Annotated in this window: 12 protein-coding genes and 2 pseudogenes; 5 read left to right on the top strand and 9 right to left on the bottom strand. The window is 57.0% G+C overall.

Annotation, left to right across the window (positions count from 1 at the left end; translation table 11 throughout):
* Positions 1-62 precede the first annotated feature (62 nt).
* The 6 genes from ACOSV0_RS10930 to ACOSV0_RS10905 form a co-directional block, all read right to left on the bottom strand.
* Complete coding sequence (locus ACOSV0_RS10930) at positions 63-1,250, bottom strand: MFS transporter (protein WP_434106200.1); 1,188 nt, start codon at positions 1,248-1,250, stop codon at positions 63-65.
* A 315-nt stretch (positions 1,251-1,565) separates the two neighbouring features.
* Positions 1,566-2,063 carry a 2,4'-dihydroxyacetophenone dioxygenase family protein gene (locus ACOSV0_RS10925; protein WP_434106199.1) on the bottom strand — a complete coding sequence of 166 codons (498 nt, stop codon included), beginning with the start codon at positions 2,061-2,063 and terminating at the stop codon, positions 1,566-1,568.
* A 334-nt stretch (positions 2,064-2,397) separates the two neighbouring features.
* Complete coding sequence (locus tag ACOSV0_RS10920) at positions 2,398-3,387, bottom strand: MBL fold metallo-hydrolase (protein ID WP_434106198.1); 990 nt, start codon at positions 3,385-3,387, stop codon at positions 2,398-2,400.
* 1 nt (position 3,388) lies between these two features.
* Positions 3,389-3,607 (bottom strand): DUF2783 domain-containing protein, encoded by a 219-nt coding sequence (locus ACOSV0_RS10915; protein ID WP_434106197.1) that lies wholly within the window; start codon positions 3,605-3,607, stop codon positions 3,389-3,391.
* An 8-nt stretch (positions 3,608-3,615) separates the two neighbouring features.
* Positions 3,616-5,295 (bottom strand): FAD-dependent oxidoreductase, encoded by a 1,680-nt coding sequence (locus ACOSV0_RS10910; protein ID WP_434106195.1) that lies wholly within the window; start codon positions 5,293-5,295, stop codon positions 3,616-3,618.
* Between the two features lie 67 nt (positions 5,296-5,362).
* Positions 5,363-6,145: a response regulator transcription factor gene (locus ACOSV0_RS10905; RefSeq protein WP_434106194.1), complete on the bottom strand. Its 783-nt coding sequence runs from the start codon at positions 6,143-6,145 to the stop codon at positions 5,363-5,365.
* Positions 6,146-6,423: 278 nt separating this feature from the next.
* Here ACOSV0_RS10905 and ACOSV0_RS10900 point away from each other — a divergent pair, with 278 nt between their 5' ends.
* From ACOSV0_RS10900 to ACOSV0_RS10880, 5 genes and pseudogenes are all read left to right on the top strand, one after another.
* A complete protein-coding gene (locus tag ACOSV0_RS10900; protein ID WP_434106192.1) occupies positions 6,424-6,987 on the top strand; it encodes a VOC family protein in 564 nt (187 codons plus the stop codon).
* Entirely contained in the window at positions 6,984-8,132 is a 1,149-nt protein-coding gene (locus ACOSV0_RS10895) for an alpha/beta hydrolase (protein ID WP_434106190.1), read from the top strand. The genes ACOSV0_RS10900 and ACOSV0_RS10895 overlap by 4 nt, the downstream gene beginning before the upstream one ends.
* A gap of 191 nt (positions 8,133-8,323) precedes the next feature.
* The gene (locus tag ACOSV0_RS10890; protein ID WP_434106189.1) at positions 8,324-9,370 is read left to right on the top strand and encodes a 3-oxoacyl-ACP synthase III family protein; all 1,047 of its coding nucleotides are present in this window, start codon (positions 8,324-8,326) and stop codon (positions 9,368-9,370) included.
* Between the two features lie 379 nt (positions 9,371-9,749).
* Complete coding sequence (locus ACOSV0_RS10885; RefSeq protein WP_434106187.1) at positions 9,750-10,796, top strand: porin; 1,047 nt, start codon at positions 9,750-9,752, stop codon at positions 10,794-10,796.
* A 471-nt stretch (positions 10,797-11,267) separates the two neighbouring features.
* Positions 11,268-12,001 (top strand): annotated as a pseudogene (locus tag ACOSV0_RS10880) (IS6 family transposase).
* A gap of 52 nt (positions 12,002-12,053) precedes the next feature.
* Here the strand turns inward: ACOSV0_RS10880 and ACOSV0_RS10875 are convergent.
* The 3 genes and pseudogenes from ACOSV0_RS10875 to ACOSV0_RS10865 form a co-directional block, all read right to left on the bottom strand.
* A pseudogene (locus tag ACOSV0_RS10875) lies at positions 12,054-12,521 on the bottom strand (MFS transporter); the annotation flags it as partial.
* 87 nt (positions 12,522-12,608) lie between these two features.
* Positions 12,609-13,691 (bottom strand): porin, encoded by a 1,083-nt coding sequence (locus ACOSV0_RS10870; protein ID WP_434106185.1) that lies wholly within the window; start codon positions 13,689-13,691, stop codon positions 12,609-12,611.
* A 30-nt stretch (positions 13,692-13,721) separates the two neighbouring features.
* Entirely contained in the window at positions 13,722-16,523 is a 2,802-nt protein-coding gene (locus tag ACOSV0_RS10865) for a glycoside hydrolase family 3 protein (RefSeq protein ID WP_434106184.1), read from the bottom strand.
* Positions 16,524-17,007: the final 484 nt, after the last annotated feature.

Genomic DNA, 17,007 nt, shown 5'->3' with positions numbered 1-17,007 from the left:
CGGAAGGCCTTTTAGCAGGCTTCATCAATTCGAATGACCAGGATCGCGGCCCGCCGTCGATGTTAAAGGTCTGCTTCCTGACGGCTGACGTGTCTCGATGACGCGGATGTTTTCATGTTCGTCAGGAAGAAGAGCGCCAGGCTTCCGGCTATTAACATGAGCGCCGAGGCGTGAATGGGAAATCTTCCAGTACTTTCACCGAACAATGACCCCACCCATCTCCAGTAACCTGGAGCGAAGAATTGAGCGATGCCCATAAGCGTGTACGCAATGCCAAAAGCAAGGCCGGACGCTGACTGATCTATGCCATCTGATATCAATGTAAACGTGACTGGAATAACACACGAAAAACCGATGCCGGTAACGAAGCACCCGAGCAAAATCAGGCTAACGTTGTGAGCCTGGCTTAAGATAAGCAACCCGATTCCGACGAGGGCCCATCCAAAGGAAAGAGTATTTGCCTTCATGCGCGACATGATCTTGCCGAAGAAAACCCCTGTAATCATCGCGCCGAGGGTGAACGAAGACAGTGCAATCCCGGCCGTCGCTGGCGTTCCTAATTTTTCTCCAACGACCAGCATAGCAATATTGATGAAAAAGGCCGTCAGGAAGATCAGAAATACGAAGAGAGACAGCTCCAGAAGAATAACCTTAAAGGGCAACCTCGCCGGATAGGTGGTGGAACTAACTTCGGGTTTCGCGCTGCTCTGCTCCGGGAGGCCAAACCGCACAAACGCGTATATCGGAACCATAATCAGGTAGGTCAGAAACGTGTAGCGCCAGCTGATAACACAAAGCAGACCGCCCAAGGTCTGGAGAATCATTGCGCCGAGGTTATTAGACGTGCCTTGTAGTCCGAGCATCGACGCTCGCTCGTTGTCCTTGAAGAAATCAAAAATCAGGAGATTGCCCAATGGGTTAATGATGCCGAGACCCACGCCGAAAACCAACCTGCTGGCAAGAATGAGATTGAGATCGTTCATGAATGTTGGCGCAACACCTCCAATCACAAAAAATATCGATCCAGCGAGAAACAACGTCTTGCGTTTAGCGAGACGCGATAACTTTCCGAAAAAAATCGATGTCAGGAGCATCGTTAACGACGGCAAGGTCACCAGCGACTGAATCAGGCTCGGATCTCGCCCAGGGAACTGCTGGCTGATCGTTTCGATAGCCGGTGCTATCACCGTTGCGTCTGCTCCCAAGAATGCAATAGAAAGTACTGCAAATTTCAATAATGTTCGATTCATTTCTCCTCCTATTTTTTGTACTCGCAAATCTATCGCCCTGTCGCAATGCGTGTTGCAAATACGAGGACGGTCTCTTGATGGTTTTTTCCGGTCGGGTGCGGCTACCTGTTTGGCGACATTGCGCGGTAGTGGCGCGATGGTTCGGCACTCAGCAGTCGATGCCCTGAACGCTGGTCGAATCAGGATGCGAATAGACACCTGGCATACGTGGCCGTTGACCCAGTCCTGCACCTGACAGGAACGGGAGCCAGACGGGCGGGCGCCCGATCGAGTCAGATTGCAGCGTAGACACACGAACGGGCTTCTAACAGACGATCAAATCTGCCGGTGCTGGGCGGAACCCCCGACGATTATCTTCGGAACCGGTTTGCCTTCCTCCGAAAGTGCTTTTGCCCAATCCTTGATATGGCTGGCTGCGTCCAGGACGGAAGCGACTTTGCCGCTCGCATCAAGAATGAGCATCGCGCCATGAATCACAAAGAATACCGATGTCTCTTCAGTGTTATGGTCCGCTACCTTCAGCGTATGAGCCGATCCGGGCGGTTCATAGAGATAGGAGCCTGCTTTGCTCCAGGACTCGGGATACTCCAGATAACCCCATTCACCCGAGAGGGTGTAGGCATGGACAGCCCCGGTGTGATGGTGAGGTGGTAACTGGATGCCCGGCGGGAACTTGATGTGAACAGCGAACACGGCGTTCTCCACATCGGCCATTAGCAACTGGAATTTCAGCCCGGGGGCTCCCCAGTTGTCGACGTATGGAAGTTGTTCCGTATTGATTTGAAGCGCTTCAGGTATCGCGACGATGCTCATGGCGACGGTCTCCGGGGATAATATAGTGCACGCGTAGTGCGTGCCGGTCTCGAACAGGGAAGGTTTTGTTGCCCGCTGGTGCCAACTTGGTTTGACGTCGTGGGCCTGGTAGTATGATAAGCATGCTGACCGTCGGCGTCTGTCCTGATTGATGACGACAGCAGAAGGCCGCGGCGCGGAAAAGACATCAAACCTTCCGGTGCGCGACGTCGGGGAAAAGGGACTGGCAGACGTTGCGTAAATCGCTTGCGTATATTTCGCCCGGGCAGGATGGCGGCCCGGGCGTATCGTCACGCCGTGTCAAAAGCACAGTACAGTGTCTGCGGCGCAGCTGTCATCCGTGCAGAGTCGCCCACAACTCCGCATCCCGATCGGCAGTCCAAACCGTAGGGTGTTCGGTGCCGGTCAACTCTTCGTAGGCGCGTGTAACGTCGAACGGCAACACATGTTGAAACACCGGCCAATGACCAAACTCGGGCTGCATCGTGGCGAGCGTTAAGGCATAACACTCTTTCAAAGACAGCTTGTCATCAATACCTCGGCCGACCGTATCGATAATCGTCTGGACGAACCGTCGCGTGCCCTCGATAGCAGCTTCGACATCTTCAGCGCCGCGCAGTGGCGCGCCCCTTCCCGGCACGAGGACTTCGGCCTCGAGGGCAAGCAGGCGCTCGAGCGTCCTGCCCCACGCGCGCAGATAGCCGTCGCCAGCGTACACACCGCACTGGTTCTCTACTAGATCGCCAGAAAAAAGAATTTTTTCTTCTGGCAACCAGCATACAGAGTCACCGAATGAATGCCCAGCACCGAAATGCCGGAATTCAATTTTGCGTCCACTAATCAAAAGATCCAGCGAACCTGAGAAAGTTAGATGGGGTCTGGTCAGACCGGGGATTTCATCGATCCCGCCGAAAAGGCGCGGGAAGCGGCCCGCTTCAGATGCGAAGTCCTGTTCGCCGCGTTCGCAGATCCATTGATACGTTTCCGCGCTGCTGATAATCGTGGCGCCTTCAAATGCACTGGCGCCGAGCACCCGAACCGCATGATAGTGAGTTAGGAAAATCCATTTGATGGGCTTATCGGTTACGCTCTCCACCGCCGCGCGCAACTCCCGCGCGAGTGTCGGCGTGGCGCGGGTGTCGATCAGTAGTACGCCGTCCTCGCCCACGATAAAGCCGCAATTTGGATCGAAGTCGCTGACGAAACCGTATACATCCTTCGCCAGTTCAACGAGGCGTGCTTTCTGCTCCCGGGTGTCCGACGCGGAAGCGAATGAAACGTGCTTGAGTGCGGAGTTGTTTTGTCCAGGTGTTGCGTTTGTCATGTCAGTCCTGTTCGGTAAATTGAAGGGCGTCCGCTTTAACGTGCTCGCGTGCCAACGCGACAGCCTGACGCAGTGTTGCGATGTCCGAGACTTGGTTCGCGAGCAGCAGCACGAGTTTTGCGTTCAACAGCGCGCTCTCGCGGTCGGACAAACCGCCATGGGCGTCGAGCATGGCTTCGTAAAAGTCGTCGGGCTGGGCGATATTTGGTTCGAGGGTCATGGATGTGTTCATTCCGAGAAGGATGGCACGGCAACAGGCAGCCCGAGAGCGCGCAGGACAGCGTCGCGTATCGTCGGAAGCGTCGGGCGTTCGAGCACAGCAGCCAGGTGAGAATCGGGGCGCAAAACCGCCGCGCCACCCTTCGCCAGTCCGAACAAGCCCGATAGGTCCGCGGTGTCGAAAGTCAACTCGCCTAACCTTTTGCCGATTCGATAGAACAACACTGGCAACTCCGCCTCCAGTGCCTGACATTGCTGTGCACTGAGATCCGGAGAAGGCGATACATTGTATAGGATGACTAAAAGCCGATCGCCGGCCTCTGAGCACAGGTTCATGAGCGTGGTCCGGCGTCCGTCAATCGAAAGAGACACGCTCGGCACACTACGTCCGTCATGTGGGGAATTGCCGATGAGTGACATTCCGGAGTAGTTGTGAGCGGTGCAAAGTCTCCCGGTGTTTAGCAGTGGGCGCGCGAAGGCATGACATTTCGCCAGAGAGATCGCTGCTCGCCGCATCAGGTTTTCGGCCCGCGTCGGTGGCCGTACGAAACGGCCAGAGCGTTGCGTAATTCGAATATTGGTAACTGCCGCGGCACGACGTTCCTCGTCGTAGCTTTCTAGCAGCGCTTCACCCGCGACACCGCGTAGTACAAGCGAGAGCTTCCAGCCAAGATTGTCAGCATCCTGGATGCCGCTGTTGCCTCCGCGAGCGCCAAACGGGCTCTTCACGTGTGCTGCATCCCCTAAGAAGATCAGATGCTTATAGCGGAAAGAGTCCATCAACTGTGTGCGGTAAAAGTAGGGGCCGACCCATACCAGTTCGAATTCCGTGTCGGACCCAAGCATTTGCCGCACGCGGTCCTGCGCGACTTCCTCGCGACTCACTTCCGCGGGATCGCAATCGGGGTCCATCTGAAAGTCGAGCCGCCATACGTCGTCGGCCATCTTATGTTGCCAGACTGCGCGGCCTTCATTGAACGGCGCGTCAATCCAGGTCAGACGCTCATGTGGCACGTCGCGCTTGAAACGCACATCTGTGATGCACCAGCGATCAGATCCGCGTTCCCCCTGAACTGGAAGGCCAAGGCGCTCCCGCACAAAACTGTTCGCGCCTTCGGCATCAAGTACCCAGGTGGCTTCGAGTTCGTAGTCGCCATCTGGGGTGTTGACGGACAGTCGGGTGAACTGGTCGAATGCCGTGACGTCTACAACCTTGTTGCGCCAGCGAATTTCTCCAACGCCAAGTTCATCGAAACGGTCCACGAGAAACCATTCGACATAAAATTGCTGAATGTTGATGAACGGAGGTTGGGAGGAAACATGGTCAGTCGAGAGATCAGTGACGCAAACGACGTCGCTGCCCGAAAGCGTTTTGCTAACTGACCAGCTGACCCCTTTTTCATGGATCCGTTCAGCGATGCCGAAGCGCTCAAATATTTCGAGTGTTCGCTGTGCATAGCAGATACCGCGGCTCGATGCGCCGCGCACACCGACCGTATCGTCTTCGTCGAGAACGACGACGTGGACGCCTTTCAACGAGAGGTCTACCGCTGCGGTGAGCCCCGCCAGTCCGGCGCCGATGATGACGACATCATAGCGGCGCGTACCTGTATCAAGTTCCGGCGCACGCCGGTACGGAAAGACGGGGAGACTGTAGCCCCCCGTCTTGTCGGTATCGAAACTGCCCATCTTGTCTCCTTGGTGCATTAGATCGAGATGCACCAAGGATAGGTGAGTAGTACGTCAACGTCTGTCCCTAACTGTAATGACGCGTACCGGAGAGCAGCGCGATGAGCTCGGACTGACGGCGTACGCCGAGTCTCTGATATGCGCGCTGTTTGAGGGTGTTGACAGTCGTAACGGCGATACCCAGGTGGCGAGCAATCTCTTTTGCAGAACTGCCGCGTGCACACCGCTCCACTACTTCCCGCTCCCGGCTTGTGAGCAGGGAGACTGGCTCAGCGACGGGAGCCGGTCGCTGAGAGTTCGCGGTGACGAATTGGTGATGCTTCGCCAGCGCTGCTAGCAACAACGGCGACTGGGCATTGGCGGAATTAAAATCCCTGTCGGAGAATCGTCCGCGCGAAGAGCAACGATAGAAGTTTGCGGAAACCGTCGCGCCGTCCGGAAGGCGCGCCACGATCGAGCAACGTTCGCGAATGTCCAGTTCGTCATAGCAGAGCCTGCGATGTTCGGCCGACAATACGTCGTCTCGGGTCAGCACGTACAGCAATCCCAACACGTTCGGCAGTCGCGGATCTGCCAACGCTTTATCATGAGTGAAAAATCCCTGTCCCACATAGGCTGCACCTGCTCTGCGCGCACCTTCGCCTTCGAAGCTCGCCGCCTCGATCCGGCACGTTTGGCTGTCGGCATCAAGAGTAAGTATCGAGCAATGGCTCGCCTCCAGGGTTGCACCAAATTGGTGTAGAACGGCACCCGCAAACGCGGGGTCTCCAATGAGTTGTATCAGCCGCGCCGGGTCAACTACCTCGGGCCTGACTTCTCTCACTGACGGATCGAGCGCAAACGTCAGCATGTTATCCCCATCGCATATTCCTTCCTCATGAACCTCTTATGCGTCAGGAGCTGAGCCAAGTAAATAGGGTGATTCCCGACGAAACGGCCTGCTCGCAAAAGCCACCGGGTTTCCCGGCTGTCGTTATCAATCAGGACAGACGCCCTAGGCGCGGCGCGCGACCATTCGCTTAATCCCACGGATGCAATAAGTGGCGACGCCCGGTTCATTAACAGACTATTAGAGTTTCGGCACCGCTACGCGCCGCTAAAACATCGACCTTGCCATCAGGAGCGCTTATGTCGACCCACGATTCCGGTACGCTGCCGGACCCAAGCCCGATTCGCGGGCTTCACCATTTTGCATGGCGTTGCAAGGATGCGGAAGAGACCCGCCATTTCTACGAGGACATCCTCGGCTTGCCGCTCGCTCATCTGATCAAGCTCGACCACGTGCCTTCGACTGGTGAGTTCTGTCCTTATGTTCACATTTTTTTCCAGATGACAGACGGTTCGTATCTGGCTTTTTTTGATCTGGACGATGGGGCCGCGGCTGAACCATCTCCAAACACGCCCGCCTGGGTGAACCACATTGCGCTAAGGGTCGATTCGCAGTCAGCATTGTTTGCCGCAAAAGCCAGGCTTGAGGCGCTCGGAGTCGCTGTCCTGGGGGTGACTGATCACCACATAATCAATTCGATCTATTTCTTCGACCCGAACGGCTTGCGCGTTGAACTCACGACGCCGACGGTCGGTGAGGACGTGATGGAGGCGCACGCAACTGAAGCGCATTCCCTACTGCGTGAGTGGAACGCAGAAAAGTATGTCCGGCGGGCTGGAGCAGCTAACGAGGCTGCCGTATGAGCGCCGTCGATTTACCGGAACAGTTGGTCGTCGTTGACGTTCGGCCCGGCGTATCGATGGAAAGCCAGTCCGGTTTGCAGAATCTGCGGCCCCGTATTTTCGGCGCCCTGGTCGAGCCACCAAAGACCGGAAACAGATATGTTGCGGCGATCCTGATGCACCCAACGTCTAACTTCATGGGGCACTATCTGCTGCAGCCGCTCGCAAAGCGCGGAATCGCGTGTATGGGATTGAATTCGCGATACGCCGGCAACGACACGATGCTATTGATGGAGCAGGTGCTTCAGGACTTGGGTGCGGGCGTGAAGCATTTGAGAGGACTTGGCTATCAGAAGATTGTGTTGATCGGCAACTCCGGGGGGGCAGCGCTTGCGAGTTTTTATCAGGCCCAGGCGGAGTCCCTCACCGCGACGCATTTTGCCGATGGGCTTGCAACTCATTTGAGCGCAGCGGATCTTCCTCCGGCGGACGGTATCATTCTCTCGGCCGCGCACCTTGGACGCTCAAGGCTGATTGCTGAGTGGCTCGACCCGTCAATAATCGATGAGGGAGATCCGCTTTCGACCGATCCGCGATGGGATTTATATGGCGACGGCCTGACTGCGCCCTTCAGCGCCGGATTCGTGAGCGCGTTTCGCGCCGCGCAAGTCGCGCGGCGGGAGCGCATCGAACAATGGGTCGAGGCGCGGTTAAGGATGCTGCGTTCCAACCCGAGCGGTCCCCAGGATCAGACCTTTCTCGTTTATCGGACGCACAGCGACCCGCGTTTCCTTGACCTGTCGCTCGACGCGAACGACAGGTCGCCGGGGTCGATTTGGGGTGACCCGCGTCAGGTCAACTATGGCGCGAACGCAATGGGACGATCTAACACGTTGCGATCATGGCTGTCCCAGTGGTCGTCAAAATCGCAGGCTGATGGCCCCGCCAATCTTGCGAAGACCTCTGTCCCAATACTACTGATGACGCACACCGCGGATGGCTCGACGTTTCCCAGCACCGCGCGGACGTGGAAGGATGCCGGTGGTACACGGCTTGAGGAAAGATTGGTAGGCGGTGGCAACCATTACCTCGCTGGGCAGCCAGACCTTGTCACCCTGTCTGCGGATGCCATGCAAATGTGGATCAGCTCACAACTGCTACATTAAGCACCGGACTCCCGAACGACTCTAGAAGTTACAGTGGAAGCCTGCCGACCGGTGCCATGACGTGAATCGCCTCTGTAGATAGCTTGAGGCACGCCAGTTTTCCGGCATAAGCGGTGGGCTTTCCAGCATTTGACGGACTAGTCAATACCAGAAGAGGCGGAAACGTTCCGCCAAACTAAACAGGAGATTGTATGGAAGCCCAAAAGATCGGTTACGAGACCGTTGTCAAATACGTCCCGGAAACTATCATCAAACAAAGCGACTTCGCTTATCTGGATGACCTGGTCGCCGAATTGCCAGACCATGCGCGGAAACTATTCGCGCCGGAAGTACTGCCGGATGAAGTCAGAGCGCTCAAGGACAAAGACGCCACAGAAATCATGGCTGTCGGAGCCGCCAGAAAAGCACTTGAAGCGAGTGGACTTCAACCGTCGGACATTGACTTCATCATCGCCTCGAACTGTGGAGGCAAGCAGTTGATGCCGATGGTGGGAACCCATATTCACCATGCCTTGGGATTTAATGTCGACACGCCCGTGCTGAATGTCATGGACGCGTGCGCAGGCTTTCTCGACGCATCGAATGTTGCCTGGAGCCTAGTAAAGAGCGGGGCGTACAAACGGGTTCTTATCGTCGTCGCCACGTCACAGTTTGCGGACGAGGGGCAACGTGTGGACCGCACGACACCGCTCGCCAAGGTGTTCGGGGACGGCGCTGGGGCTGCAATCGTCTCCGGGGAAAATCTGAAATGCGAGTTTCTTGCATACCACCACGAAACTTATGGGAACGCCTACCAGTCTGGATTTCAGACCATCAAGGAGCTTGAGAATCCCCACCTGGCGGAGAAGGCTGGGGTAGAGGTCAAGGCAGGAGCGTATTTCAGTCTCGGCGACTTTTCGATGGTCGAGAAGCTTGACACAGAAGAGCTGCTGGTGGACTCATTGCGTAAAACCCTGCCCAAGGCGGGGCTCGAGTTGTCGGATGTCGATATGGTAATTGCTCACCATATCGGAGCGGAATCCAGCAAATGGATAAAAGGGCTCGTCGACGCTGGAGTAAATGACCATGTTTACCAGAATCTATTGAAGAAATACGGGAACATGGCCGTCGCCGACCTGGCTGTCGATCTGGCAGAATTTTGGGAAGAGGGGCGGCTTTCCAATGGGTCAATTGTTGCTCTTTGGGTGCCAGCGTCTGGAATCCAGATGCCCACATTAATTTTGCGCTGGCTCGTCTAGTTGCTTTGACATGCAGCATTTTCGTCATACAGATGTGATCAAAAAGACCCACAAAAACGAGCGCCGGACCGGGTTATTGGTAGGGTTTAATCCGTGTGGTTCCGGCTTCACGCCCCGGAATCTGCGGTAGTTCAAGCGTCGATCCAGTTCAAGCTTACGAGGGCTGGTAGCTTCTAGAGAGTTGCTACCAAGACTTACGAACTGAAATGTCGAGGTTCGAAAAACTAATGTGTAAAGACGCACGGCGCCGACGCAACATCGGCGTCGACGGAAAAATTAAAATGAACTAATCACATTAATAAGTTTTACTAATTAAAAGAAAGGCGGGCGAATCGTTAAAAAGAATCGCCTCAGCAATGCTATAAACAGGAGGAGATATATGAAACTTACCAAGCACTGGTTCTGGCCAGCAACATTTTTCCTCGCTACGAGCGCGATGGCACAGAGCAGCATCACTCTTTATGGAAACGTTGATGCGAGCGTCTATTACCAGAGCAGATCTCCTGGGAACACCGGATCGGCATACGAGTTTTTGGATGGGGGACTCTACCCTTCCTTCTGGGGATTGACAGGTAAGGAGGATCTCGGCAACGGCGTGAAGATCGGCTTCAAACTAGAAAGCGGTTTTTCCAGCGGGAACGGCACACTGTCCAACGGCAACGATAACTTTTTCGGGCGATTCGCCTATGTCGAAGCTGAAACACCGGTGGGAACCGTTAGGGCCGGCACGCAGTTCTCGCCTTTCTTTTTCGCTGTCATAGACACGGATCCTCAGAATTTTCCAAACCACGCGAGTGGAATTGTTCCGTACCTCGCTACCATCGGCGGCGCTGGCGTCGTAAATAGCAACACGGTCAGCTATTCCAGTCCGGACGTGGCTGGTTTTAGCGGCGCCGCGATGTATGGGTTTGGCGGTATGGCCGGAAACTTCAAGGCATCGGCTGCCATGGCGTTTTCGGGGAAATACTCTCGCCATGGATTGCTTGCTGAGGTCGCTTACTATCATGAAAACGACAGCCTGGGTCAACCTTCGGCAATCGCGCGTCTTGCTGGGGTGTCATACCAGTTTGGGCCGGTTCGGGTCAGCACGGTCGTAACGAACTTTAAGGCGCCAGCGAATGCAATCGGAAACGTGAATGTCTATGCTGCCGGCGCAGCATATGGGATTTCTCCGGACATTCAGATAGGCCTCGGAATCTATGCTTCCCGCGACCAGGATCATAGCGAGAACCGGTCAATGCTTTACGGTTTAAATGGGGAATACCTATTGTCTAAGAGAACCATGCTGTATGCGCAGGTCGGTGTGGTCAACAATAAGGGGAACATGGGAACCGGTCTTAACTCGCAAGGCGGCCCTCAAACCTTCACAGGTTTTCCTCCCGGAACGACCGTTGCCGCGAATCTCGGTATAAATCACAGTTTCTGAAATGTGAGTCGGAGGTGCCGCCGTCTCCTGGAGGTGAAGGATCGGCCGGAACGGGGTCGGCATTGGCGGGGCTGGCTACCTCTGCAGTCCTGATATGTCAATCCCCAACGTTGCGAGCGAGCCGCAGCAAAAGAGGGCCATCGCAATCTCGGGTCAGTGACGCCGCCGACCGTTTATCCACAGGTCGCCATAGACTCGCGCTGCGGGCGGAATCCGCTAAACCGCACGCCTTATCATGCGCTAACAACGCAGCGAGGGCGTCATACGTAGTTGAGGAGCTGAATGCGCCCACAGACTCTCTTTGAAAAGCTCTGGGACCGTAACGTCGTGGCTGACGTCGATGCAGATGCGGCATTGTTGTACATTGATCGTCATTTCGTTTATGAGGTCACCAGTCCTCATGCCTTCGAATCACTGCGTAGTTCGCGACGGCGTTGTCAAGTTGCGGGATCGGTCGCGTAAGATGGCGCAATGAAGAAATCGAAATCGCTCTATCACGGTCATCGTTTTCCAGCAGTGTCGGTCAGTTGCACCGTGCGCTGGTATTCCGTTTTCAGTTGAGCTTTCGCGACGTCGAGGAACTGCTCTTCGAGCGCGGGGTAATCGTGACATATGGGACGATCCGGTGCTGGTGCGACAAGTTCGGCAAGGGCTTTTCTCATCGGGTGAAAGCCGCGCGGCGCAAGCCCGGTAGCACATGGCAGCTCGACGAGATGTTCGTCACGCTGCGTGGCGAGCCGTACTTGCTGTGGCGTGCAGTCGACGAGCACGGCGCCGAACTCGACATCTTGTTACAAAAGCGGCGCGATAAAGCCGCGGCCAAACGTCTCTTCAAGCATGTGCTGCGCTCGAACCCCGTGCCGCGCGAGATTGTCACCGATTAACTGCGCAGCTATCCAGCCGCAAAGGCCGAAATCCTGGAGTTGGTGAGCGTAAAGCACGTGTTCGTCAAAACGGCAACGCGACTGAACAACCGGGCAGAGAATAACCACCAAACGACGCACGAACGGGAGCGTCGTATGCACGGTTTTCGCGACCCGAAACGCACACAAAAATTCCTCTCGTGCTTCGGGCCGATCCGGCAACATTTCGCGCTCAAGCGGCATCTACTGCGCCGTTCACTCTATCGCAAGCAACTCGCAAAGCGATTCGTTTCGTGGTGCGAAATCACAGAAGTCACCCCAAATCCGTCCTACGCTTTCTGAGGGATGGTCTTTCCCGCCGTCTCTCCGCCTCAGCCTCGACAAGTTGACAAAGCCCGATGAACAAGCCGAGCGAGTAGAAACCCGCTGCGCGTCCCGTTTTCGACTTGGGGAAAAGTTCCGTGAGCATCGAGTAGGTTCCAGGCGACAATGCCGCTTCGCCGACACCCACGCTCATGCGAGCGACGAACATTTGCGTGAAGTTTTGGCCGACTCCGCAAGCCGTGGTGGCGAGACTCCATAGCGCTATGCCGCAAGCAATGATGCGCGGCCGCGCGAAGCGGTCCGTGAGATGCGCGATCGGCATGCCCATCACCGCATAGAGGAGTGAGAAAGCGAACCGGTGCAGAAGGCTGAATTACGCGTCGGTAAGATGGAGGTCGTGCTTGATCGGCTCGATCATAGGCGCAAGCACCTGACGATCGATGAAGGAAAAGACGTAAGCCAGCATGCAGATGGCGACGACGTACCATTCGTACGTATAGCGTTTGCCCGCACGCGTATTTGTGATCGACGGGTTCATCCTGTATCTCCGGTATGTGTGTGCATAAGCATTCGCGCCGGCACGCGCGGCGCGCGGATTCAGAGTAAGGAGTCTACAGACAGGTTATTAAAAGACATGTTCGATGCCCACATAGGCACCCGACTGTGTATGTCCAGGTAGCGGGTTATCGGAGCTTGTCGTCGAGTTCGCTTCGAGGCTGAATTTTGCATTCGCACTGTTTCGTACACTTGCCAACTGGGCGTGCAGTTGCGTCCGTTTCGAGAGGTAGTACACGGTGCCCACGGTGTACATCGTCGCGTTCCCGCCGCCCCCATTGGCATTCACATGGAACACGGCGGCCTTCAGGTCAATGTCGGGCTGTGCCCTCCAGTTGATCGCCGCCCATTCCTGCTGAAGGGTTGTCGTGCTGCCCGAGTCGGCGTGCAGCGTCTGGAAAACGCCCTGCACCTTGAGCTGGCCGAGGTACAGATTGGCGCCGACGAAATATTCCCGCGAGTATGAGTAGATATTGTCGAACTTGCCATTCGCCGGGTCCCGGATTTCGTCATAAATGCCCCGCACCAGCATCCACGCCGACGCATATGAAATCTGCAGACCCGCCATGCGGCCTTGGGACGTGGTGCCGTTGCCGTTCCAGTTGGTGGCGTTCGACAACGCATATTGTCCGTATACGTCGATGCCATCTATCTTCGGCGACTGGTACGACACGGCGTTGCTCGCCTTGATCCAGCTTCTGCCACGTGTCAGGGACGTCGATGCCCATGACCCGAGCAGGAACGGATCGAAGCTGACGATGTTGTTGGCGATGAAGAGTTGGCGCCCGATCTGGAACGCTCCGTAGTGGTCGTTCTTCAGTCCGACGCTTGCCCATCGGTTGAACAGCCCGTCAGGCGAACCCTGTCCGGTGGTAGCGAGAAACGCACTTTCCAGATGGAAGGTAGCCTTTGTTCCACCGCCAATGTCTTCTGAGCCCTCCATGGCGAAATAGCTTCCGCCCCAGTTGCCGCTCTCGGCGCGCACGCGTGATGTCGTGCCGCCGCTCGCAGTCGGGATGCCCGACATATATTCGATGCCGTTATCGATCCGGCCATAGAGCGTGACGCTGCTTTGCGCATGGGCGGTGGTTCCGGCGATTGTGCCGGCCGCGGCAGCGATGCACTGTACCGCGAGGAATTTTGCTTTATGCATGGTCTTTTCGTTGAATAACTATCGTCCGAATCAGCCACGCGGTAGCGGGGCGTTCAATCGCAGATCGCGGGAGGAAGTCCCAACAAACACCTGACGTCCATCACGCATGGTCACCCAGCCATCCTGCTTGGTGGACCAGTACTGCAGGCGTCGCGGAGCAACGTGCATCACAACCCGCCTTTGTTCGCCAGGCTTCAGGGCGATGCGGTCGAAAGCCACCAGCGCACGGACCGGGAACTGGGCGTCCTCAGATGTCTCTTGCGGCGCGCCGAGATAGACCTGCGGTACTTCATCGCCCGCCACCAGACCGGTATTGCGGATGTCGACGCCGACATCGATCCCACCGTCCTTCGAATTGCGGACGGTGAGCGACGAGTATTTGAAGCTGGTGTAGGAAAGCCCGTAGCCGAATGCATAGAGGGGCTCGATCTTTTGCCTGTCGAACCACCGATAGCCCACATCGACGCCCTCGGAGAACACGGTCTTGCCGTTTACGCCCTGTCCGGAGCGTTCGGGATGGGCCGGGTCCGTGGCGGCATAGTCCTCCAGGCGACTGGCCCAGGTGAATGGCAGACGGCCCGCAGGGTTACGCTTGCCGAGCAGCACGTTCGCCGTCGCCACGCCACCGAGGTCGCCCGACCACCACATCTCGACCACGGCGCGCGTCTTGTCCAGCCACGGCATTGCGATCGGCTGGCTGGTGTTGAGCACGACGATCGTGTTCGGGTTCGCCGCCGCCACTTCCTCGACGAGCGTGTCCTGGTCGGCCGGCAGTCCGAATGCGGGAGCGCCACGGCTCCACAAGAACACCACGGCAGTCTTCGCCTGTTTCGCCGCCGCGATCGCCGCTGCGCGATTGGCCTCGCGTACCTCCGGTGTCACCCAGTTCAGCCGGACCTGTTGAGGCTGGTTGGACGTATCCCCGGAGATCGACACAGCGATTTCATGTGCGCCGGCGGTGAGGTCGACCGCTGCACGTACGTTGTCCAGACCATCGGTAGTCGGCAGAATGCTATCGAGGTTGGCATGCACGGTGTCGCCATGAAGCGCGCCTGTCATTGAGCCGGTGCCGGAGACGCGCTTGCCGTCGATGAACAGGGTGCCCCGTGCGCCGAGAATCTGCAGATAGAGCCAGTACGGACCCGCCGAAGGCACCGTGAGCGTACCCTTCCAGGTGACATTGCCGTTTGCAGGCAACGCATTTCCGCCCCGGGTGGTGAAATCGATGGACGGGTCGAGCGTTGTGCCCGCGTTGTCGGTGGCTGTGCGAACAAGGCCCGGCTGACCGTCGTGAGACAGCAGCGAGGCGGGCACTGGCGAACCCGTCATGTCGTTGTCGACGGCATATGCGATGTTTGCGCCGCGCACATTCGCCGCCAGTTTTCTGATCGCGTCGAGTGGCCCGACCTGATCCGCCGAAATGCCAACCGAACGCTCGCCCGCCTTGCCGATCGCAACAACCTGTCCCGCGCCCGGGCCGATCAACGCCAGCGATTGCAGGTCGCTTGCCTTCAGCGGCAATGCGCCGTTCTCGTTGCGCAGCAGTACCGCAGAATCCTCGCTGGTCTTCTGAATGACTGCGTTGATGGGCAGATCCGAGGCTTTCTGCGCGTTGTCGCGGGCTCTGGCGCGCGCGCCGCCGAGGTAGCCGAACCGATCCATCTGGTTCAACACGCGCCCCGCCGCCCGAGTTACCATCGCTTCGTCGGCCGTACCGTCTTTCATTGCGTTCCAGAGGTTCTGCGGATTTTGATCAGCCGGGAACTCGGCCGCCCAGTTGACGGGAGGGCGCTTCGGTTCTTCAGGGATGCTTCCTTCGAACAGCGCTGCCAGCACACCGAACTTCGGGTCCATTGCGGCCTGTTTCCCGCTGGCAATGTCGAAGTAAGAGTTCATCATGCCGGCGAACGGGCTCGACGCGGGCACGATGCCGGGCATCTCCATGTCCAGGCCGTTTTTCAGGTAGTCGTTGCCGTGCACGGCGCCCCAGTCGGAAGTGACGAAGCCCTTGAAACCCATTTCCTGCTTCAGTACCTTGTTAAGCACCGCGTCGTTGCCGCATGCGAACGCACCATTGATCCTGTTGTAGGAGCACATGATCGACGAGACGCGAACCTTGATGGCGTCGGCAAACGGGGCGAGATAGATCTCGTGCAGCGCTTGTGCGCCGATGGTTACGTCGTGCGCGTTAGTATCGAAGCCGACGAAGTGCTTCGCCTGAGCCATCACGCCCCGGTCCTGGGTCCCGCTGATTTGTGCGGCGCCGATCTCTCCGGTGAGAACGGGATCCTCGCCGAACGTGTTGTAGCCGCGCCGGAACGTTATGTCGCGGTCGATATTGATGAACGGTTCGAGTACCACGTCGATGCCGAGGCGCCTCGCTTCCTGCGCAATGACTTCGCCGTTTTTGCGAGCGTCGTTTTTGCTGAAGGTGGCCGCCAGGCCCATGGTCGCGGTCAGCGCGGGCGAGGGAGTGCGGGTCAGGATGCCCGGAGGACCATCAGCGAGACGCAGCGGTGGAATGCCGAGGCGCGGGATGCCCGGCAGATAACCCGCCTGTCCTTGGTTCGTTGCCGCCGGCTCCGCGATACCACGAATCATGGCTATCTTCTCGCCCAGCGTCATCTGCCCGAGCAAAGCATCGACCTTCGGATTACCCGTGCCGGAAAACGATGTTGCGTCGGTGGCTGCGGCGCAATAGGAGGAAGTCAGCAACATACCTATTACGACCAAGGAAGTCTTGAGTCTAGTGATTTTCCTTGCCGGAGATTCATGAATATTTTTAGGTATGCGAAATACTATGTCCTGTGCATCGATTTTCGGGTGGGTCATTGCGGCGTCCTGTGAATTAGGAGGGTTCGGGGCTGCTAAGTGCGAAGGTAACGGTCGGCCTTGGATCCTCAATGCAGAGGCGGCTTGAATTCGGAAGCGAATTCTGGTGGGATGGCACTCGTGATGGTGAACACCGGGGCGTCTCCTTGAAAAGTACTCATGCCGAGCAGTCTAGAAACGCCAAAATTCGTGAACAATTAGGGGATGGCTATGTCGTCTAGGTAGCGCGCAGGGGAAGAGTAAAGAATTCTTTATGGGGGCCGGGTTCATGCATGCGGTCAACTCGTCGACGTCTCGCCAAGCGCACCTTTTGGCATGATACGGTCCAAGTACTCGGGCGCGTCTGGTTGCGCGTGTTCAGGAAACCACCGAGTACTCCGCCAGGGAGTCGATGTGAGGTATAAGTTTCCCTCGATTTTTCACCTGCAAGTGGTTTCGAACTATGCGGCCGCATCCTTGGTCTGCTGAGTTTTGATCCAGTCTT

The sequence above is a fragment of the Paraburkholderia caffeinilytica genome (genome assembly GCF_051027425.1).
In the GTDB taxonomy this organism is placed as follows: domain Bacteria; phylum Pseudomonadota; class Gammaproteobacteria; order Burkholderiales; family Burkholderiaceae; genus Paraburkholderia; species Paraburkholderia caffeinilytica_A.
Note: the sequence above shows the minus strand (reverse complement) of the source record. Positions and strands in the feature narration are given on the sequence as shown.

Bases quoted from the DNA above. Each gene is read 5' to 3' on its own strand.
- ACOSV0_RS10930 (WP_434106200.1), bottom strand. From the start codon at position 1,250: ATGAATCGAACATTATTGAAATTTGCAGTACTTTCTATTGCATTCTTG.
- ACOSV0_RS10925 (WP_434106199.1), bottom strand. From the start codon at position 2,063: ATGAGCATCGTCGCGATACCTGAAGCGCTTCAAATCAATACGGAACAA.
- ACOSV0_RS10920 (WP_434106198.1), bottom strand. From the start codon at position 3,387: ATGACAAACGCAACACCTGGACAAAACAACTCCGCACTCAAGCACGTT.
- ACOSV0_RS10915 (WP_434106197.1), bottom strand. From the start codon at position 3,607: ATGACCCTCGAACCAAATATCGCCCAGCCCGACGACTTTTACGAAGCC.
- ACOSV0_RS10910 (WP_434106195.1), bottom strand. From the start codon at position 5,295: ATGGGCAGTTTCGATACCGACAAGACGGGGGGCTACAGTCTCCCCGTC.
- ACOSV0_RS10905 (WP_434106194.1), bottom strand. From the start codon at position 6,145: ATGCTGACGTTTGCGCTCGATCCGTCAGTGAGAGAAGTCAGGCCCGAG.
- ACOSV0_RS10900 (WP_434106192.1), top strand. From the start codon at position 6,424: ATGTCGACCCACGATTCCGGTACGCTGCCGGACCCAAGCCCGATTCGC.
- ACOSV0_RS10895 (WP_434106190.1), top strand. From the start codon at position 6,984: ATGAGCGCCGTCGATTTACCGGAACAGTTGGTCGTCGTTGACGTTCGG.
- ACOSV0_RS10890 (WP_434106189.1), top strand. From the start codon at position 8,324: ATGGAAGCCCAAAAGATCGGTTACGAGACCGTTGTCAAATACGTCCCG.
- ACOSV0_RS10885 (WP_434106187.1), top strand. From the start codon at position 9,750: ATGAAACTTACCAAGCACTGGTTCTGGCCAGCAACATTTTTCCTCGCT.
- ACOSV0_RS10870 (WP_434106185.1), bottom strand. From the start codon at position 13,691: ATGCATAAAGCAAAATTCCTCGCGGTACAGTGCATCGCTGCCGCGGCC.
- ACOSV0_RS10865 (WP_434106184.1), bottom strand. From the start codon at position 16,523: ATGACCCACCCGAAAATCGATGCACAGGACATAGTATTTCGCATACCT.